The organism is Streptomyces rubellomurinus (genome assembly GCF_000961885.1).
GTDB classification, from domain to species: Bacteria; Actinomycetota; Actinomycetes; order Streptomycetales; family Streptomycetaceae; genus Kitasatospora; species Kitasatospora rubellomurina.
Genome location: NZ_JZKH01000007.1, coordinates 92,719 through 111,918, shown reverse-complemented (window position 1 = coordinate 111,918; position 19,200 = coordinate 92,719). Strand labels below are relative to the sequence as shown.

General features: G+C 74.4%; 20 protein-coding genes and 1 pseudogene. 10 read left to right on the top strand and 11 right to left on the bottom strand.

What is annotated here, in order from left to right; genetic code table 11:
• Nucleotides 1-153: 153 nt before the first annotated feature.
• The 3 genes from VM95_RS38555 to VM95_RS05825 form a co-directional block, all read right to left on the bottom strand.
• Nucleotides 154-774 (bottom strand): hypothetical protein, encoded by a 621-nt coding sequence (locus tag VM95_RS38555; RefSeq protein WP_052706534.1) that lies wholly within the window; start codon nt 772-774, stop codon nt 154-156.
• 182 nt (nt 775-956) lie between these two features.
• Nucleotides 957-1,217 (bottom strand): cupredoxin domain-containing protein, encoded by a 261-nt coding sequence (locus tag VM95_RS44105; protein WP_244178646.1) that lies wholly within the window; start codon nt 1,215-1,217, stop codon nt 957-959.
• Nucleotides 1,218-1,393: 176 nt separating this feature from the next.
• The gene (locus VM95_RS05825; RefSeq protein WP_045692950.1) at nt 1,394-1,849 is read right to left on the bottom strand and encodes a hypothetical protein; all 456 of its coding nucleotides are present in this window, start codon (nt 1,847-1,849) and stop codon (nt 1,394-1,396) included.
• 401 nt (nt 1,850-2,250) lie between these two features.
• Between VM95_RS05825 and VM95_RS44100 the strand changes: the two are divergent.
• Nucleotides 2,251-2,421: pseudogene (locus VM95_RS44100) on the top strand (winged helix-turn-helix domain-containing protein); the annotation flags it as partial.
• Nucleotides 2,422-2,900: 479 nt separating this feature from the next.
• Here the strand turns inward: VM95_RS44100 and VM95_RS05815 are convergent.
• Together VM95_RS05815 and VM95_RS05810 are read right to left on the bottom strand one after the other, a co-directional pair.
• A complete protein-coding gene (locus VM95_RS05815) occupies nt 2,901-3,689 on the bottom strand; it encodes a nucleotidyltransferase domain-containing protein (protein ID WP_045692991.1) in 789 nt (262 codons plus the stop codon).
• A 41-nt stretch (nt 3,690-3,730) separates the two neighbouring features.
• Nucleotides 3,731-4,615, bottom strand: a complete 885-nt coding sequence (locus tag VM95_RS05810) for an alpha/beta fold hydrolase (RefSeq protein WP_045692948.1) — start codon at nt 4,613-4,615, stop codon at nt 3,731-3,733.
• A gap of 57 nt (nt 4,616-4,672) precedes the next feature.
• Here VM95_RS05810 and VM95_RS05805 point away from each other — a divergent pair, with 57 nt between their 5' ends.
• Together VM95_RS05805 and VM95_RS05800 are read left to right on the top strand one after the other, a co-directional pair.
• The gene (locus tag VM95_RS05805; RefSeq protein WP_045692947.1) at nt 4,673-5,308 is read left to right on the top strand and encodes a TetR/AcrR family transcriptional regulator; all 636 of its coding nucleotides are present in this window, start codon (nt 4,673-4,675) and stop codon (nt 5,306-5,308) included.
• A 68-nt stretch (nt 5,309-5,376) separates the two neighbouring features.
• Complete coding sequence (locus tag VM95_RS05800) at nt 5,377-5,862, top strand: hypothetical protein (RefSeq protein WP_045692946.1); 486 nt, start codon at nt 5,377-5,379, stop codon at nt 5,860-5,862.
• Nucleotides 5,863-5,955: 93 nt separating this feature from the next.
• On the opposite strand, the gene VM95_RS05795 is transcribed toward VM95_RS05800, so the two are convergent.
• Nucleotides 5,956-6,615, bottom strand: coding sequence for a response regulator transcription factor (locus VM95_RS05795; RefSeq protein WP_425265284.1), 660 nt, complete (start codon nt 6,613-6,615; stop codon nt 5,956-5,958).
• A complete protein-coding gene (locus VM95_RS05790) occupies nt 6,615-7,826 on the bottom strand; it encodes a sensor histidine kinase (protein WP_052707164.1) in 1,212 nt (403 codons plus the stop codon). Before VM95_RS05790 ends, VM95_RS05795 begins: the two co-directional genes overlap by 1 nt.
• A 247-nt stretch (nt 7,827-8,073) precedes the next feature.
• On the opposite strand from VM95_RS05790, the gene VM95_RS05785 reads away from it, so the two are divergent.
• From VM95_RS05785 to VM95_RS45090, 7 genes are all read left to right on the top strand, one after another.
• The gene (locus VM95_RS05785) at nt 8,074-9,009 is read left to right on the top strand and encodes an ABC transporter ATP-binding protein (RefSeq protein WP_045692990.1); all 936 of its coding nucleotides are present in this window, start codon (nt 8,074-8,076) and stop codon (nt 9,007-9,009) included.
• Complete coding sequence (locus VM95_RS05780; RefSeq protein ID WP_045692943.1) at nt 9,006-9,749, top strand: ABC transporter permease; 744 nt, start codon at nt 9,006-9,008, stop codon at nt 9,747-9,749. The genes VM95_RS05785 and VM95_RS05780 overlap by 4 nt, the downstream gene beginning before the upstream one ends.
• Before the next feature lie 34 nt (nt 9,750-9,783).
• Complete coding sequence (locus VM95_RS05775) at nt 9,784-10,533, top strand: ABC transporter permease (protein WP_045692942.1); 750 nt, start codon at nt 9,784-9,786, stop codon at nt 10,531-10,533.
• A 149-nt stretch (nt 10,534-10,682) separates the two neighbouring features.
• Nucleotides 10,683-10,964: a hypothetical protein gene (locus VM95_RS05770; protein WP_045692941.1), complete on the top strand. Its 282-nt coding sequence runs from the start codon at nt 10,683-10,685 to the stop codon at nt 10,962-10,964.
• Nucleotides 10,964-12,295 (top strand): WXG100 family type VII secretion target, encoded by a 1,332-nt coding sequence (locus tag VM95_RS38550; protein WP_052707163.1) that lies wholly within the window; start codon nt 10,964-10,966, stop codon nt 12,293-12,295. The genes VM95_RS05770 and VM95_RS38550 overlap by 1 nt, the downstream gene beginning before the upstream one ends.
• A gap of 1 nt (nt 12,296) precedes the next feature.
• The gene (locus tag VM95_RS05760) at nt 12,297-12,815 is read left to right on the top strand and encodes a hypothetical protein (RefSeq protein ID WP_045692940.1); all 519 of its coding nucleotides are present in this window, start codon (nt 12,297-12,299) and stop codon (nt 12,813-12,815) included.
• A 251-nt stretch (nt 12,816-13,066) separates the two neighbouring features.
• Nucleotides 13,067-13,669, top strand: a complete 603-nt coding sequence (locus VM95_RS45090) for a transglycosylase family protein (protein ID WP_045692939.1) — start codon at nt 13,067-13,069, stop codon at nt 13,667-13,669.
• Nucleotides 13,670-13,743: 74 nt separating this feature from the next.
• Here the strand turns inward: VM95_RS45090 and VM95_RS05750 are convergent, their stop codons facing one another.
• The 4 genes from VM95_RS05750 to VM95_RS05735 form a co-directional block, all read right to left on the bottom strand.
• Nucleotides 13,744-15,690, bottom strand: coding sequence for an APC family permease (locus VM95_RS05750; protein WP_244178647.1), 1,947 nt, complete (start codon nt 15,688-15,690; stop codon nt 13,744-13,746).
• 294 nt (nt 15,691-15,984) lie between these two features.
• A complete protein-coding gene (locus tag VM95_RS05745; RefSeq protein ID WP_045692937.1) occupies nt 15,985-17,625 on the bottom strand; it encodes a multicopper oxidase family protein in 1,641 nt (546 codons plus the stop codon).
• A gap of 108 nt (nt 17,626-17,733) precedes the next feature.
• On the bottom strand, nt 17,734-18,186 hold the full coding sequence (locus VM95_RS05740) for a DUF6153 family protein (RefSeq protein ID WP_045692936.1): 453 nt from the start codon (nt 18,184-18,186) through the stop codon (nt 17,734-17,736).
• Nucleotides 18,187-18,278: 92 nt separating this feature from the next.
• A complete protein-coding gene (locus tag VM95_RS05735) occupies nt 18,279-19,199 on the bottom strand; it encodes a LysR family transcriptional regulator (protein WP_045692935.1) in 921 nt (306 codons plus the stop codon).
• Between the last annotated feature and the right edge of the window lies 1 nt (nt 19,200).

Sequence of the window (19,200 nt, the reverse complement as noted above, 5' to 3'; positions counted from 1 at the left end):
GTCGCCCACGCACCGAAGCCGCCGGCGGCGGCGCACCGACTCCGGGGCCGGGCGCGGATTTTAACTGCGCCTTACCCGAGTCCACCTCGTCTTGACGCTGCGACCCGCCACTGCGCTCGGCACCCCCGGGGGGGGGCACCACCCGCCGTCCGGTCAGACGCGCCGGCCCGCGTTCACCTGCGACACCAGGTACGGCACCAGCCCGCGCTCCGCCAGCGCCGCCCGCCAGGCGTCCCGCGCCCGCGTCAACTCCCCGGCCGCACCCGCCTCCTCGGCCGTCTCCGCCGACCTCGCCCGGGACGCCGCGCCCAACAGTCCCAGCCCGCCCACCAGCAGGCTCACCGCCGCCACGCCCGCGGCGATCCACCCGGCCGTCACCAGGGCCCGCCCGAGCACCTCCAGGTCCTCGGCCAGCCCGAACCCGTAGCCGAGCAGCAGGAAGACGGCGGCGGCGGCCCCCGCGACGATCGGGGCTATCACCCCGACCACACCCCACCAGCCCGACACCCGGCCGGCCGCCGGCACGTCCACCGGCAGCCGGGCCACCGCGTCCGCGTCCGCCCGCAGCTCGACGTACCGCTCGTACTCCGGCGCCGCCGCGGCCAGCACGAACTCCGCGTTCTCCCGCGCGCTGCGCCGCAGGCGTTCCACGCCGTGGCCGTCGTCCCCGGCCTCCAGCAGCGCCGTACGCACCCGGGCGCCGGCCAGCGCCCGGCCGAGCTCGGTCTCGAAATCGGCCCGGTCCTGCTGCGGCAGTCGAAGCGGCCTGTCCATCGTGCGTCCCCGTTCGCTGTTCACCTGCGAGCCCTTTGTTCTACAGCACTGTAGAACAAAGGGCCAGGCCTGAGCAGCCCCGTTCGATCCCGCACCGGGCGCAGCGGCTCACACCCCGGCGCGCACCACCCGGCCGGACGCCGGGCCCCCACCGGCCGCCGACCGGCCCCGTGCCCCTCCCGTCAGGCGACCGTCAGCGTCCCCCGCATGAAGTGGTGGAAGGTGCACCGGTACGGGTAGTCGCCCGGCCGGACCGGGGCGGTGAGGACCGCCGAGGCGCCGGGCGCGATCGGGCCGGTGTCGAAGCTGCTGTCCTGCGCGGTGAGGGTGTGGCTGACGGTGTCCGCGTTGACCACCGTCAGCCGGGTGCCCGCCGGGACGGTGAAGTCGGCGGGCTGGAACAGGAAGTCGCGGATCGTCACCGTCCCCGGCGCGGCACTCACCGAAACCGAAGCCGTCGCCGTAGCCGAAGCCGTCGCCGTAGCCCCCGACGACGGCGCCGGCGACGGCGCGGCACCCGTCCCGGACTTCTCCGGCGCCGGGCCGACCAGGGCACTGACGCACCCGCCCAGCGCCGCCCCGAGGAGCAGCGCGGCCGCCGCCCGGCCGGGCCCCCGCATCAGCCGACGACGAGCTTGACCCGCCGGGCGTCCGCGGACGCGGGCGGGGTGGCGCCGATGTTGGTCACCGTGCTGCTGAGGACGGCATCGGCGTCCGGGATCCAGTTGAAGGTCTTGGACTGGACGACGATCGTCCGTTGCTGCCAGGTCCCGTCGCAGAGCACGTCGGTCTCGGCCGCCCGGCTGGTGCCGAAGCCGATCGAGGAGGCGTCCTGAGGGTCCTTCTGCTCGACGGAGACGCTGAGCGAGCGCGCCTCGTCGGCGATCGTGCACACGTAGCTGACGTCGACCCTGACCTTCCCGGGCTGCTTCGGGTCGATCCGGGCGTCGCCCAGGGTGACCGTGGTGGCCACGGGGGCGGGGTCCTTGCCGGCGTCGTCGCAGGCCGCCCGGACGGGTACGGCGAGGCCGGTGAGGGCCGATGTGAGCGCCGTGACGATGATCCACCGCTGCACTGCAACCTCCGGAGCTCCGCGGAACGTGTTGCGGCCGACGCTAACCGGACGGCCCGGCCCCCGCGCGCCGGGCCGTCCGATCGTCGTACGAGCCCACCGGCCCGTCCGGCCCCCGGTCACCGCCGCCGCAGCCACACCGCCCAGGTCAGCACCGAGCACAGCAGGTACGCCGCCAGGAACCCGAGGTAGGCGGCGTCCCCGTTCCCGCTGGCCTGGAAGGACTGCCGGAAGGCGAGGTTCACCAGCACCCCGCCGAACGCCCCGACCGCCCCGGCCAGCCCGATCAGTGCGGCGGACCGGCGCCGGGCGGCGGCCTCGGCGCCCGCCCGGTCGACACCCGCCGCGACCGCGCGCCGGGCACCACGGCCGTCCCGGCCCCCATCGCCGCGGCGCGGCGCGAAGTGCCGCTGTCCGGGCTGGTGTTGACCCTGCAGGGGAACGCCGCCCTGGTCGACGGCCAGAGCCACTGGCTCAGCCCGCGCGGCGCCGCCGTCCTGCGGGCACTCGCGGAACGGCCCGGCCGGGTGCTCAGCCGCGCCGAACTCCTGCGCGCCGCCTGGCCGGACGCGACAGCCGACGAGCACGCCGTCGAGGCGGCGGTCGGACGGCTCCGGGCCTCCCTCGGGCCCGCACGCGGCGCTGATCCGGACGGTGCCCAAGCGCGGCTACCGGCTGGCGGCGCCCTGATGGCGCCGGTGCTGCTAGCCGTCGCGCACGGCAGCCGCGATCCCGCCGCCGCCCTCGCCGACACCGACCGGATGGCTCAGCTGCTCGCCGTCCGGCTCGACCGGCCCGTCACCCCGGCCCACCTCTCCGCCGCGAGCCCGACCCCGCACCAGGCCGTCACCGACCTGCACTCGGCCGGCCGCCCGGAGGTCGCCCTCGCCACCTACCTGCTCCCCCCGGCCACTTCGCCCGCCGCGCCACCGCAACCCCGGCGAGCTGGACCGGCGCCCCGCTCGGCCCCACCCGGCCGTCGCCCGGCTCGTCCTGCACCGCTACGACCAGGCCCTCGCCGCCTCGGCCCGGCCGGCCCGGTCCGCCTGACCGGTCAGGACCGGCCGCGCAGGGCCGTGACGGTCTCCTCGACCAGCGCCCGCGCGCCGGCCACCGTCGCCGTCAGGCGCTCGGCGCTCTCCCCGGGCGCCCCCAGCAGGCCGCGCACGCGGCGTCCGAAGCCGGCCGGCGCGCCCGGCAGGGCCTCGGCGACGGCCAGCGCGCCCTTCTCGTTGAGACACCACCGCCGGTCGTCGGCGTACAGCGCCTGCACCAGCACGCCGACCGCCCTGGACAGGCAGAGCGAGACGTGCAGCGGATCCGCCCCCGCCGCCCCCTTGGCCGCGGCGCCGACCAGGAACTCCGCCTCCCAGACGCCCGCCGTCAACGCCTCCCGCAGCGGCTCGGGGTAGCTCGCGATCCGCCGCCGCAGGTCCGCCAGGGCGCCCGTCCGGTCGGCCAGCACCCGGCCGAGCGCCACCTCACCCGCGTAGCAGGGCGACCAGAACCCGAGCGGATGCCCCGCCTGCACGCCCACCTCGTAGCGGCCCGCCCGGCAGTCCGCCCACACCCGCTCGACCCGGTCCAGGTCCCGCAGGATCCAGTCCACCGCCACGCCGTCCACCCGCAGCCACGCACCGCCGTTCACCCACGGCCCCCAGCCGCCCGGGCCGGCCACCTCCACACCGGGGCCGGCCAGCGCGCGCAACGCGCCGAGGTCGAGCCCGTCGCGGTAGTAGACGCCGAGGTCCCAGTCCGAATCCGGCCGGTGCTCGCCGCGCGCCCGGCTCCCGCCGAGCATCACCCCGACGACGCCCGGCACCTCGGCCAGGCGGTCGGCCATGTCCTCGATGATCGTCCGCACGGGCCCAGTCTGGCAGTTCTTCAGCGGCGGGAGCCGACGAATTCCAGCAGCCGCTCGTTCACCAGCTCCGGCCGCTCCAGGTTCAGCCCGTGCCCGGCCCGCTCCACGACCTCCGCCCGTACGCCCGGCACCAGCGCCGTCACCCGCCCCACCACCTGACGCGGGCGCAGCAACGCACTGCGCCTGCCCACCAGCACCAGCACCGGCAGCGCGATCGAGGCCAACTCCTCGTCCGTGAACGGCCGGGCGGGCGGGCGCGACCCCGGCTGGTAGCTGCGCATCGCGAGCATCAGCGGCGCGATCATCTCCCGGGGCGCGCTGAGCGCCGGGTTCGCCAGCAGCCGCCCGACCGCCGGGCGCAGCCGTCGCGGGGCGAGCATCCCGAACAGGCCGCCGACCATGTGCAGGTAGAACCGCGCCGGCACCTTCTCGATCCCCCCGGGGTCCAGCGCCACCACCGACGCCAGCCGCTCCGGGCCCCGGATCGCCTGGTTGAGGGCGAGCCACCCGCCGTACGACATCCCCACCAGGTGCACCCGCTCCAGCCCGAGCCCCGCCAGCACCTCGCCCAGCCACTCCGCGTTCTCCGCCGACCCCGCCGCGACGGCGCGCTGCACGCTGCGGCCGGGGTCGTCCAGGGTGTCGATCGCGTAGACGGGGTGCCGCTCGCCGAGGGCCGCGACCTGCGGGTACCAGTTGGACGGGTGCCCGGCGTGGCCGTGCAGCAGCACGATCGGCTCGCCGGTCGCCGCGCCGTAGTGGTGCACGTGCACCGTGCCGTACCCGGTATCGACGTCGAGCTCCCGGCGCGGGCCCGGCCACAGCTCCATCGCCCGGTCGTACGCCTCCAGGAACCTCGCCCGAGCCGCCTCGCTGACGAACCGTCCGACGCTGGTCCTCGTCATGACCCCTCCCTCGCTTGGTGGTATGGTTGTACCACAAAAACATCCGGAAGGAACCCGATGCCCAAGCTGGTGGATCACGAAGAGCGACGGGCCCACATCATCGACGCCCTGCTCCGCGCGGCGGCGAACACCGGCCTGCACTCCGTCACCATGCGCTCGGTGGCCGTCGAGGCGGGCATCTCCGTGCGGCTCGTGCAGTACTACTTCGACACCAAGGAACAGCTGCTCCTCGCGGCCATGACCCGCCTGACCACCCGCATGGGCGAACGCATCCAGCACCGCCTGCGCGGCACCGGCGCCACCCCCGACCCGCGCGCCGTCATCGAGGCCGTCCTGCTCGAAGCCGTCCCCACCGACGAGGAGAGCCGCGTCTTCCACCTCGTCCACACCGAGTACGCCGTACTCTCCGTCACCGACCCCGCGCTGGGCGGCCGGCCCTTCCTCGCCGCCCCCGACGCGATGGAAGCCTTCCTCGTCACCCACCTCACCGCCGCCCGCGACGCCGGCACGGCCGATCCCGACCTCGACCCCCGCCACGAGGCCGTCGTCCTCCTGGCCGCCTCCGCCGGCCTCGGCCTCAGCGTCCTCCTCGGCCAGCGCACCCCCGAGGACGCCACCGCCGTCCTCCGGTACCACCTCGGCCGCGTCCTCCCCACCCGGCCCGCCACCACCCAGGACGGGCCGCCGGCCTGAACCGCCGCAGCACACATGGCCGGAATGCGCCTTCGTCCGGATCGCGAGGCGCTCCTACGCTCGCCGACATGGCCACAACCTCCCCTCGCACGCCGATCACGAGGCGCATCGCCAAGTGCCTCGCCGCGGCCGCCCTCGCCGGCACGTCCCTCATCGCGACCACGCCGGCCGCCCACGCCCAGAACATCAGCGGCGGTGGCTGCCGGGTCGACCAGTCCGGGAACCTCTCCTATGCCTACGTCGGCTTCGGCATCTCGCTGGCCGACTGCGCCTTCAACGGCGGCCCGAACGCCGGTGCCATGACCATGCGTGTGTACGTGTCGGGGAACGCCTCGACCGACCTGCGCCTGTACGCCGCCGTCGCCACGGTCTCGGGCGGCTCGGTGACCGACCGGTACACCAACGGCGGATTCCTCATCCCGCAGGGGCCGATCGGCGCCTACATCGACATGTCCGGCTACTGCGGCTACGGCACGACGATGGTCGTGGACGCGTACGTGACCGAGAGCGGCAACCGGTACGGATCGGTGCAGTCGCCGAGGTTCACCTGCTGACCCGCGGTTGACGCGCGAGGGCCCGGCAGGAGCCGTTCGGGCTCCCGCCGGGCCCTCGTCGTGCCCGCCGCCCGGCGGCCGGGAGCAGCCGCGCTACTCGGACGGTTCGACGAAGCCGGACTCGTAGGCGGCGATGACCGCCTGGGTGCGGTCGCGCGCGCCGAGCTTCGCCAGCACGCTGCTCACGTGGGTCTTCACCGTCTGCACCCCGAGGAACAGCCGCTCGGCGATCTCACCGTTGGTCAGGCCGCCGGCCACCAGGCGCAGTACCTCGGCCTCGCGCTCGGTCAGGGCGGCCCGGGCCATGGCGTCGCGGGCGGTCGGGTTGCCCCGGCCGGCGGCGAGGCGGCGCAGCGCCGCCGGGAAGAGCAGCGACTCGCCGGCCGCGAGCAGCCGTACCGCGTGGGCGACTTCGGCCGCGCGGGCGCGCTTCAGCAGGAAGCCGTCGGCGCCCGCCCGCAGCGCCTGGTAGACGTAGTCGTCGTTCTCGAAGGTGGTGACGACCAGGATCTTGGGCGGCTGCCCGTCCGGCACCCCGGACCGGACGAGTTCGCGGGTCGCCGCCAGGCCGTCCAGCACCGGCATCCGGACGTCCATCAGCACCACGTGCGGGCGCAGCGCACGGGCCAGCGCCACCGCCTCGGCGCCGTCCGCCGCCTCGCCGACGACCCGCAGGTCGCCCTGCGCCTCCAGGACGGCGCGCAGTCCGGCGCGGACCAGGTCCTCGTCGTCGGCGAGCAGAATGTCGATCATCACGCGCCCAAGCGTAGGGGCACCCGGACGGCCAGCACCCAGCTGCCCGCCTCCGGGCCCGCCGTCGCCTCCCCGCCGAGCAGCGCGGCGCGCTCGCGGATGCCGCGAAGTCCCTTGCCGCCCTTGCGCGGTGCCGCACCGCCCGCGGGTGCGCCGGCGGCCGGCACCGGGTTGGCGCAGTGCAGCTCCAACTGCCCGTCCCGGACGGCGATCCGGACGCTGATCGGCTCGCCGGGGGCGTACTTGAGCGCGTTGGTGACGCCCTCCTGGACGATCCGGTAGGACTCGCGCGAGAGCACCCCGGGCAGCCGGCCGGGCGGCACCTCGACCGACGCGTCGACCGGGCTGCCGCCCGCCCGCACGGTGTCGAGGAGGGCAGGCAGGTGCTCGATGCCGGGGCGCTCGGCAGCCGTGCCGTCGGCGGTCTCGTCGAGCAGGACGAGGGTCCGTTCGAGGTCGTCCATGGCCTGCCGGCCGGTCTCCTCGATGACTTCGAGCGCCTTGGCCGCGAACGCCCAGTCGCCGACCTCGCGCGCCGCACCCGCCTGGATGACGGTCACCGTCAGCGCGTGGCCGATGGAGTCGTGCAACTCGCGGGCCAACCGGTTGCGTTCCAGCAGGCGTTCGGCGCGCAGTTCGGCCTCGGCCAGCCGCTCGGCCGGGGACGGCCCCAGCAGCCGTACGGCCATGGCGAGTTGGAGACGCCCGGCGCAGACCGCCAGCCAGCCGTAGCCGAAGAGCAGCAGGGGAACGAGCGGCAGGCACCACCACGGCGCGTCCCCCTGGCCGGGCCGGGCACCGGCCGGGCCGAGGCCGGGCCCGGCCAGGAGCCGCTGGCAGGCCGTGAGCGTGAGCACCAGGGCGAAGCCGACCGCCGACCCGAGCGCGACCCGGCCGACCAGCCAGCCGGCCGTGCGCCACCGGTCCGCCCGGGTGCGGGCGGGTTCGACGGCGATGTCCTCCTCCCGGTCGGGCACCAGCAGCAGCCGCGCCTGGACACCCTCGGCGCGCCGGACCGCGGGCAGCAGCGCGATCAGCCCGAGCAGCGCGGCATCCACCGCGGCGCTCACCGTCACGATCCGGGTGAGGCTCCCGTGGTTCGTCCCGGGGTAGATCATCAGCACGACGCCCGCGAAGATCCACCCGATCAGCAGGTGCAGCCAGCGGGCGTACGTGGCACCGGCCAGCAGCGGCGCGAGGGTCCTGGGCACGCGGCCTCTACGTATGCGACCTCCGCGTGTTCGACCTCCGGGCATCCGACCTCTGGGCGTTCGACCTCTGGGCATTCGGCCATCCTGCCAGGTCAGCGGCGCTCCGGTCGTCCCGCTGCGGCCTCCGGCCGTCTCCCTCCGGAGAGGGAGGCCGATCCCGTCCCCGGCGGGATCCGCCGGGCCCGCCCGGTCCGGTCGAATGGGGTCGTCAGCGCGGGACGACACCCCGATGGAGGGCGGCACGACCATGATCGAGATCCAGGGCCTCACCAAGGAGTACGACGGCGTACGCGTGGTCGACGACCTCTCCTTCGAGGTCCGGCCGGGGGTGGTGACCGGCTTCCTCGGCCCGAACGGCGCGGGCAAGAGCACCACCCTGCGGATGGTGCTCGGGCTGGACCGGCCCACCGCCGGACGCGCCCTGATCGACGGCCGCCCGTACCGCGAACTGACCGAGCCGCTGCGGCGGGTCGGCGCGCTGCTGGACGCCCACGCCTTGCACGGCGGCCGGACGGCGCGCGGCCACCTGCGCTGGCTCGCCGCGAGCAACGGCCTGCCGGACCGCCGGGTGGACGAGGTGCTCGCCCAGGTCGGCCTGGCCGACGCGGCCGGCCGCCGGATCCGCGGCTTCTCGCTCGGCATGCGCCAGCGCCTCGGCGTCGCCGCCGCGCTGCTCGGCGACCCGCCGGCCCTGCTGCTCGACGAGCCGGTGAACGGCCTCGACCCGGAGGGCATCCGCTGGATCCGCACGCTGCTGCGCGACCTCGCCGCCGAGGGCCGGGCGGTGCTGCTGTCCTCCCACCTGATGGCCGAAATGTCCCTCACCGCGGACCACTTGGTGGTGATCGGCCGGGGCCGGCTGCTGGCGGACGCCGCGACCACCGACTTCATCGACCGCCACGGCCGCCCCCGGATCCGGGTCCGCGCGGTCGATCCGACGAAGCTGGCCGCCCTGCTCGGCGGCGGCGCCCTGCCGGAACCGGGCGCCGACGCGGTCACCGCCGAACCGGCGGAGGACGGCGCCTGGGAGGTGACCGGCGCCGCGCCGGAGCGGATCGCCGCGCTCGCCGCCGCACACGGCGTGGTGCTGTACGAGATCGCCGTCCACCAGGACTCCCTGGAGGAGGCGTTCATGCGGATGACCGCCGACAGCGTCGACTACCGGGCGGAGGTGCGGCCATGAGCACGCCTCACCGCGCCGCCCCCGCCCTGCGCGCCGAACGGATCAAGCTGGCGACCCTCCGCTCGCTCTGGCTCCCGCCGGTGCTCGCCCTGCTGCTGACCGCGGGCGTCACCACCGCGATCGGCGCCGCCCTCGGCGGCACCGATCGCCACCTCACCGACGACCCCGGCGTCGGCGTCTTCTACGGCCTCAACTTCGGCCAGGCCGCACTCGCCTGCTTCGGGATCCTGCTGATCGGCCAGGAGTTCAACACCCGGATGATCGACGTCTCGCGCCTGGCCGTCCCCCGGCCCGGGCGGCTGTACGGAGCCAAGCTGGCCCTCGGCGCACTGGTCGCCCTCGGCGTCGGCGCGGCCGGGACGGCGGGCGCCTTCGCCGGGTACGCGGCCACCGTCCCGGGCGCCTGGAACGGCCCCGCCCTCGCCCGCAGCGCCACCGCCGGCGTGCTCTACCCCGTCCTCCTCGTGGTGTTCTGCCTCGGCGTGACGACGGTGCTCGGCAACCTCACCGCCGCCATGGGCCTGCTGGTGCCGACCGTCTTCCTGCTCTCGCCCCTGCTCGCCGGCCTGCCCGGGGTGCGGCGGGTGGCGCAGTTCCTCCCCGACCGGGCCGGCCAGTACGCGCTGCGCTACACCGACGACCCGCAACTCGCGTACGGGCACTGGACCGGCCTGCTCCTCATGGCCCTCTGGACGGGCGCGGCCGCCTACGGCGGCCTGCGCGCGATCCGCCACCGCTGACGAATCCCGCGAACCTCCCGGAGCCGAGACGCCGATGACCACCACCGCACACGCCCTGCGCGCCGAACGGATCAAGTTCGCCACCCTGCCGTCGCAGTGGACGGCCCCGCTGGTCGCCCTGGTGCTGAACACCGGCATCACCGCCGCCGTCGGCCTCGCCTACGCGTCCGACACGACACCCGGCGAGGACCCGGCCAACACCGTCTACTACGGCCTCAACTTCGGCCACGTGGCCGTCGCCTGCCTCGGGATCCTGCTGATCGGGCAGGAGTTCAACACCCGGATGATCGACGTCTCGCTCACCGCCGTCCCCCGCCGCCGGCACCTCTACCTCGCCAAGCTGACCCTCGGCGCCGCACTCGGCCTGCTGCTCGGGCTCGCCTCGACCACCCTCTCCTTCCTCGCCGTCGCCACCACGACCGGCCTGAACCTCACCACCCCGGGCCTGGCCCGGAGCTTCCTCGCCGGCGTCCTCTACCACCCGCTGCTGGTCGTCCTGTGCCTCGGCCTGACCTCCGCACTCGGCAACTACACCGCCGCCCTCGGCCTCCTCACCCCCACCCTCTTCCTGGGCACCACCTGGCTGACCGCCATCCCCGGCATCCGCGAGGCCGCCCAGTTCCTCCCCGACCGCGCCGGCCAGTACGCCCTGCGCACCCAGGCCGAGCCCGGCATCCACTACAGCCACTGCACCGGCCTGCTGATCATGCTCCTCTGGACAACCACAGCCGCCTACGCCGGCCTGCGGGCACTGCGCCGCCGCGAAACCTCCGCACACCGGTAGCCTCCCCGGCTCCGGCGAACCAGCTCGCGACTCACCCCATTCGCCTGCGCTCACTCCTGTCCGCTCGTTAGCGTGAGAACCAAGAGCACGCCCGGCAGTGGGGAGAGCACGAGGTGGGCGGGTACCTAGCGGAGCCGGAACGGTTCCCCGTGGAAGCGAACAAGCTGGAGGAGGGAGCAGCCAAGATCTCGCAGGCCGACACCGGCTTCGGTGAGTCCGCGGCCGCGGCGACCCGCCACCGCGAATGGGACATCGGATCAGCCCTCGGCACGTGCACGAGCCGCTGGTCCACGGAGACCGGGAAGGTCACCAAGGCGATGCGCAAGCTCGCCGAGGGACTCCGGACCACCGCCACCGACTACGACCGACAGGAAACCGGTGTCGCGGAGCAACTGCGCACCGCCGCAGACCTGTTGGAGGGCAAGGCCTGATGCCTTCCGTCTACGCGTACGAACAACCCGACGGTCGCGACAAGGTCGACCACCCCCACCACGAGCGCAGCTTCGCCACACCGGTCACCCTGCACCAGGTTCGGTCCTGCGACCCGGAGGCGTTCCATCGGGCGTCGGAGGAGTGGGACAAGGTCGGCACCGCCATCAGCGCGGCGCGGTCCACCGTCGTCGATGTCCTCTCCGCCCTCCAGGAGGGTTGGAGTGGCGATGCCGCCGACCTCGGGCGACGTGCGCTGAAGGAACTGCTCGACGAAATGTCGATCGCCGAGCAGGAGATGGAGGCCGCCCAACTCACCCTCAGCACGGCCGCCACAGGTCTGGCGCTCGCCCGCCGCTGGGTGGCGGAGGCCGACGACCTGGCCCACGCCAACAGCCTCACCATCAACGAGGACGGCGACATCGGCTATCCCGCCTGGACGAGCGGGAACGACCCTGACGGCGACACCGAGTCCCGCCGGCTGGCCGGCATCGCCGGGGACATCCGCAACCTGCTGAAGGCCGCGACGGCCTACGCCGCCACCGTCAGCAGCACCGCTGGGCACGAGCTGGACCGCATCAACAACGCGGTCGACTACCGAAAGCTCGACGACTGGACGAAGCGAGTGGTGAGCGAGGACCTGGCCGGAGCGCGCGACATGGCGAAGGCCATCGGCGGCGAGGGCGGGGTGTTGCTTCCGCCCGACCCGTACGACCGGGGTTCGGGCGACTACGCCACGGAGAGCCCGACCGATGCGGACCGCAGACTGAAGGCCACGCTCGGAGCAGGAATCGCGGGCATGCCGTTCGCGGCCGGGGGCACGCACGCCAGCGAGAACATGGCGCACTACCTCTCCGGTACCGGAGAGCCGCTCAAGTTGAACGTCGAGGACATGTTGAAGGAGATCCCTGACTTCCAGGAGAGCGTGGCCACCACCCTCGACGGCAACATCCCGGGCTGGGAGGCCGAGGCCCTGGCGGAATACCGGCGCACGGGCAAGCCCGTCGCGCTGGTCCAGCAGACCGGGTGGCAGCCCATGTCCGCGACTCCGGAGAGCAGCAAGGACTGGTTCTACGCAGTCGGTTCCTTCCACTACAACACCGAGGCGAAGGTCGAGGTCAAGCCGCCGGCATCACCGGGCGCTCCACCGGAGGTGACCGTCACCTACAAGACGCACGTCCGCGACCGGTACAACTGGGACAACGGAAAGAGCACTGACGTACCGGGCGTGGGACAGGTGACGGATCGCGACATCCAGCGCCTCCACAAGACCGGGCTGGCCCGGGAGTTCGACATGGGAGGCGCCAGCGATGCCAGGACCGAGAAGCTCTGACGTGACGCCCGGCGGGTCCGGTCACCGGCGGTGGACGCGGCGGTTCCTCGTCGCGTTCCAAGCGCTCTGCGTGCTGGTCGTCGCGGGGTGCGTCTGGTGGGGCGTGGCCGCGTTCCTCCGGGCCGGCGATCCGCGCGAGACCGGCACCGACCGGGCGGAGCGGCTGGCAGGCCTGCACCACGAGCAGCACCCCGGCAAGGGGCGGTACTACGTTCCGGCGGACACCGTACTGTCCACGACACCGGACGGCGTGCCGGTCGCCTACCTGCACTACGGGGTCAGGGATACCGGCGACAACAATCTCGACGACTTCCTCCGCACCTACGACCTGCCGAGCACGGGCACCCCGGCCCCGCTACCGGAGGATCTGCGGGCCGCGCTGCCCGGCGACGAGCCGACCGAGGGCGTGCTCCTACCGGAGGAGCGGCCCGGGCGGCAGGTCTTCATGGTGCTGCGGCCCCCCGCCAGGAAGACCGCAGACGGCGTGGCCGGTGACATCTACGTCCGGGCCACCGGGTGACAGGGCCCGCCGCGCGGGGCGCGGCGGGCCCTCGGGGAGCGCGGGAGTCAGTGGGCGGCCGCGCCGGCTCCGGCGCTTCGCCCGGGCTGGCGGTACGGCCGGATGGCGGCGGGCTGCCGGGGTGGTCCCGGTCGGCCGCTCGGGTGACCTCTCGGACGTGTCGGCGACCGCACGCCCCGTCCGGCGTGCGTCGGTGGGAGGGCGCCGTCTCCGAACGGCGCACGCCCTGTCCCCGGACCTGAGAGCCGCCGATGCCTCCCACCGCTCACCTCCGCCGCCTGCTCCCCGCCGCGCTCTGCGCCCTCGCCGTGGCCCTCGCGGCCCCCGCGGCCCACGCCGCTCCCCCGGGCGGTGACGGCGGCCGCACGAGCGGCGGACCAGCCGGCGGCCCGTACGACTGGGAGGGCGTGGCGGCCTGCGAGAGCAGCGGCGACTGGCACATCAACACCGGCAACGGCTACTTCGGCGGCCTCCAGTTCGACGACCCGACCTGGCGCGAGACCGGCGGCCTGGCCTTCGCCCCGCGCGCCGACCTGGCCAGCCGCGAGGAGCAGATCGCCGTCGCCCAGCGGCTGGCCGGGCAGCGGGGCCTCTCCCCGTGGCCGGTCTGCGGCGCCCGCGCCACCCGGGACCACGGGCGCGGAGCCGTCCTGCCCCCGCCGCCGGCCCCCGTCCCCGCCCCCTCCCCCTCGGACGGCCGGTGGACCGTCCGCGAGGACGACTCCCTGGACCGGCTGGCCACCGTCCTGCGCGTCCCCGGCGGCTGGCCCGCCCTCTACGACCTCAACCGCTCCGTCGTCGGCGAGGACCCGGACCTCATCCGCCCCGGCCTGGTCCTGCGCCTGCCCTCCTGAGCGAGCCCCGGGGAACGCGAACGGCCCGCCCGGTCACCAGGACCGGGCGGGCCGTGTCACACCTCCCGAAGGCGTCAGCCGACGTGCACGCGCGGCCGCCGGGTGCGGTCCGGCTCGGCCTCGCGCAGCACCTCGCGGGTGACCGGCGCGACCTCGCCCTGGCCGAACAGGAAGAACCGCAGGAACTGGGCGAACGGGTTGCCCTCGGTCCACTCGAAGTAGAGGTGCGGCCGCTGCCCGGTGCGGTCCCGGACGGTGAGCGCCAGGGCGGCGATCGCGTTCGGGATGCTGGAGCTCTCCAGGGTGAGCACCCGGTAGCGTCCGTGCAGGACCTCGCCGCGCACGGTCAGCTCGGACTCGAAGTCGGAGGCGTCCCGAACGGTGACCTCGACGAAGACCAGGTCGTCCTCACCGGGGATGTCGTTGTCGGCGCGGATCTGCCGGATCTTGTCGCGGTACTCGGCGTTGTCGCGCTTGGTCGGCTCGTTGGCGATCAGGCGCAGCGGGCGGTGCGCGTAGTCCCTGATGAAACGTTCCGCCACATCGTCGAGCTCGACGTTCGTCACGCGCAGCTCGAAGGCGCGCCGCAGTCGCGAGAGCAGCGAGATCAGGATGATGCCGGCGATGAAGCAGGCACCGATCTTCATGCCGTCCGGGCGCTCCATGGTGTTCAGCACCGTGGTGTACAGGAAGACCGCCGCGATGATCCCGAAGCCGATGGTCCAGCCGCGCTGGCGCTTCTTGTAGGCCGCGATGGTGACGGCGATGGCCGCCGAGCTGATCAGGACCAGCACACCGGTCGCGTACGCGCCGCCCTGGGCGTCGACGTTCGCGTCGAACAGCCAGGTGATCAGGAAGCCGATCAGCGTCAGCACGATCACCATCGGCCGGACGGCCCGCGCCCAGTGCGGGGCCATGCCGTAGCGCGGCAGGTAGCGGGGCAGCAGGTTGAGCATGCCCGCCATGGCGGAGGCGCCGGCGAACCAGAGGATCGCGATGGTCGACAGGTCGTAGACGCTGCCGAAGGCACCGCCCAGGTACTCGTGCGCCAGGAAGGCGAGCGCGCGGCCGTTGGCCTCGCCGCCGGCCTCGAACTCCTTGGCCGGGATCAGCAGGGTGCAGATGAAGCTGGTGGCGATCAGGAAGGTGCTCATGATCACGGCGGCGGTGGTGAGCAGCTTGCGGGTGCCCCGGATCCGGCCGACCGGGTTGGCCTCGGTGTCGCCCGCGTCGCCCTTGATGTGCGGCATCACGGCGACGCCGGTCTCGAAGCCGGACATGCCGAGCGCGAGCTTCGGGAAGATCGTGAGCGAGAGGCCGATCATGACGAACACGTTGCCGTGCTCGGCGGTCAGCGCGCCGGACCAGTCGGTGACGACGTGCGGCGCCTGGATGATCTTCCAGATGCCGACCGCGACGACGACCACGTTGAGCGCCAGGTAGATCCCGACGAGCCCCACGGCCAGGCCGATGGCCTCGCTGAAGCCCTTGAGGAACACCGCGCCCAGCAGGGCGACCAGGACCAGCGTGATGATCATCTGCTTGCCGCCGAGCACGCCGGTCAGGTGCGGGTTCTCCACCAGGTGCGCGCTGGCGTCGGCCGCCGAGAGCGTGATCGTGATGATGAAGTCCGTCGCCGCGAAGCCGAGCAGCGCGAGGACGAACAGCTTGCCCTTCCAGAACGACAGCAGCCGCTCCAGCATCGCGATCGAGCCCTCACCGCGCGGGCTCTCCTTGGCGACCCGCCGGTAGACCGGCAGCGCGCCCAGCAGGGTGACGAGCACGAGCACGATCGTGGCGATCGGCGACAGCAGGCCGGCCGCCAGGGCGGCGATGCCCGGCTGGTAACCGAGCGTCGAGAAGTAGTCCAGGCCGGTCAGGCACATCACGCGCCACCACGGCTGGCCCGCGTGCGCTGCGTGATCGACGGCGGCGGCGGAGTCCCCCGGCTCCGCACCGCCGTCCCGCGCCTTCGCGGCCTCGGCCTCGGCCTTCCTGGCGGCGGCCTTCTCAGGGGACATGTCCTCGAGCAGCCAGCTGCGCAGCCGTATTCGCGCGGACGACGGCTCCTCCGTCGTCACCTCCGTCGAACCCGACGAAACCACCTTGCACCTCTTGTTTAAAGACCCCGTAAAGCGCCGTCGGGCGACGGCAGTGCGCCAGGCTATGCGACAGGTGCTAAGGACACGTCATCGGCCCGCGTTAAGAAAACGTCATGGCCGCGCAGGTCGGGCGGGTGGCCGGGTACCCCACGGCCGGCGCCCGGGCGGGGGGCACGCGCTCCCCGCCCCGGCGTCCCGCTCCTCGGACCGCGGTTACGCCTGGTAACCGAGGACCGTCATCATGCCCGTCTCCGCGTGGTAGACGTTGTGGCAGTGCACCATCCACAACCCCGGGTTGTCGGCGTCGAAGTCGACGGCCAGGGTCGTGCCGGGCAGCACGACGGCGGTGTCCTTGCGCGGGCCGTCCCCGCCCAGCGCGAAGGTGTGCCCGTGCAGGTGGACGGGGTGCCACATGCTCGTGCTGTTGCGGAACTCCAGCCGCACCCGCTCCCCCGCCGCCACCGGATAGCGCTGCGCCGGGTCGTACGTACGGCCGTTGAAGCCCCAGTCCGCCTTCGCCATGCCGCCGGTCAGCTCCAGCCCGACGGTGCGGTCCGGGGCCCTGGCGGGCAGCCGGACGCTCGCATCGGCCTTGAGCTGCGCGGCGGTGAGCAGCTTGCCGTCCAGCTCGGCCGGACGGGCGGAGGCGTCGGGCGCGGCGCCGCCGCCGGTGCGCAGCACGGCCAGGGCGGACGCGTTCTTGCCTTCGGCGAGCGCCGTCAGCGGGAACACGCCGTCCTTGACGGTGACCAGCACGTCGTAGCGCTCGCCCATGCCGAGCAGCAGCGCCTGGGTGGCGGCCTGCTCGACCGGGAAGCCGTCGGTGTGGGTGACCGTCAGCTCGTGGCCGCCGAGGGCGACCCGGTAGGCGGTGTCGCCGCCCGCGTTGACCAGCCGGATCCGGACGCGGTCGCCGGGCTTGGCCGTGAAGGTCTCGGGAGCGGTCGCGAGGCGGCCGTTGACCAGGTGGAACGGGTACGCGACGTCGCCGGGGTCGCCGCCCAGCAGCGGGCTGGTGGCGCCCATCAGCATCCGGGACGGGCCGCTCGGGCCGGGGGAGCTCGGACCGCTCGGGGAGCCGCCGCCCATGTCCATCTCGGGCATTCCCGGCATTCCCGGCATGTTCGACATGTCGTGGCCGGAGTGGTCCGTCCCGGCCATGCCCCTGGCGAGTTCGGCGAGCACCGCGTCCGGCGTGCTGCCGTCCACGCCGTCCACCCAGTCGTCGAGGACGACGACCCACTCCTTGTCGTACCGCAGCGGCTCCTGCGGGTCCTCGACGACCAGCGGCGCGTACAGGCCGCGGTCCTGCTGGACGCCGGAGTGCGGGTGGAGCCAGTAGGTGCCCGGGTGGGCGAGCGCGAAGCGGTAGTCGAAGGCGGCGCCGGCCTTGACGGCGGCCTGGGTCAGGCCCGGCACGCCGTCCATGTCGTTGCGCAGCGCGAGGCCGTGCCAGTGCAGGGAGGTGGGCTGCGGCAGGTGGTTGGCGAGCGAGACGGCGAGGGTCTCGCCCGCCTTGGCCCGGATCTCCTGGCCGGGCAGGCGGTCGCCGTACGCCCAGCTGCGGACGGTGCGGCCGCCGAGGTCCAGGGTGGTCTCGGTGGCGGTGAGCGCGACCTTGCGCTCGGGGCCGGGGTTGCGCCGGGCCTCGGCGGCGGCCACCTCGGGACCGTCCGGGGTGACGAAGCCGGCGGGCGGGGCCGCAGCGGGGCTGCTCGCGCCGCCGTGGTTCATGCCGGCCATGCCGGAGTGGTCCATGCCCTTCATCGAGTCGGACGAGCAGGCGGCGAGCAGGCCGGTGCCGGCGGCGGCGAGCGCCGCGCCGAGCACGGAACGACGGGTGGGTGTGCGCATGACGGAGTGCACCTCGTGGGGTGGTGTGGGTGTGGTCGGAGGGCGCGTCGGCCGTTCCGTGCGCGGGCGCGAAGGCGCGCACGCGGGCACGGCACGGCCGGCGCGCGCCTACTGACGCAGCACCGACAACCGGGTGAGGAGCAGCCGCCCGCCTCCGGGCGGCGGCAACGCGCGGACGGCCCGCAGCAGGCGGGCCCGTACCTCGGTGGCGGCGTCGCCGCTGCGGCGCAGCAGCGGGCCGGCGACCAGGAGCACCAGCGTCCAGCCGGCCAGGACGGCGAGGCAGACGGCCATCGGGTCCATGCCATCGGCGGTGCCGGGGTCGGCGGAGCCGAACGCGGCGGACTGCTCGACGGCCACGGGCATGCTGTCGGCCATCGCGTGGTGGCTCGCACCTGCCGCCGACTGCACCGGGCGACCGTGCCCGTCGTGACCACCATGTCCACCGGACGGGTGGCCGAGGGTGTGCATCGTCACGATGCCGAGCACCAGCGCGGCCAGCAGCAACAGCCGTGGCACCCACGGGATCGACGGGCCGAACGGCCGCGGTGACCGCGCCATCGGCTCACCTCCCGTCCCGGTCGCCCCATCCGCCCTGTACCCCCGCAGGGTATCCCGCCGAGCCGCCGGGCACCGAGCGGGGTCACCCGGGATCACCCTTCCGAGCGACCCCCGTCCTCCTTCGCCTCCGGCAGGACGGCCGCCGCCAGGTGCTCGCGGAACCACCGGTGCCCCGGGTCTGCGTCGTTGCGCGGATGCCAGGCCATGCCGAGGTCCAGCGGCGCCAGCTCCAGCGGGATCGGGAAGGTGCGCAGGCCCAGCGCGGCCACGGTCTCCGGTCGCCAGTCCGCCAGCGTGAGCGCCACCAGGTCGGTGTCCCGGGCCAGCAGCAACGCGGCGGTGTGGCCGGGCACCACCACGGCGACCCGGCGGCGCAGCCCGAGCCCGGCGAGCGCGTCGTCGATCGGCCCGTGCCGTCGCCCGAGCCGGGAGACGCCGATGTGCTCGGCGGCGGCGAACCGGCGGGCGTCGATCCGCCGCGCCGCGAACAGCGGGTGGCCGGCGCGCGCGACCCCGACCAGCGGCCACCGCAGCAGCCGCCGGGTGCGCACCTCCGGGTCGAGGTGCCCGAGCACACCCAGCTCGACGTCCACCAGCCCCTGCCGCAGCCCCGGCCCGCCCTCCAGCGCCTCCGACAGGAACACCACGTCCACGTCCGGCGCCTCCGCGCGCACCCGCTCCGCCAGCGGCCCGGCCGTCCGGGCCAGCAGTAGGTCGCTCGCCTGCACCGTGAAGGTGCGGTGCAACCGGCCCGGTTCGAAGCCCGCCCCCGGCCGCAGCAGGCCGTCGCAGTCGCGCAGCAACGCGCCCACCTCCTCCCGGAGTTCGAGGGCGCGCGGGGTCGGGACCAGCCCCTGCCCGGCCCGCACCAGCAGCGGGTCGCCGACCGCGCGGCGCAGCCGGCCGAGCATCCGGCTGGCCGCCGCCGGGGAGGTGCCGAGGCGCTCGGCGGCCCGGGTGACGCTGCTCTCCTGGAGCAGCGCGTCCAGGGCGCGCAGCAGGTTGAGGTCCATC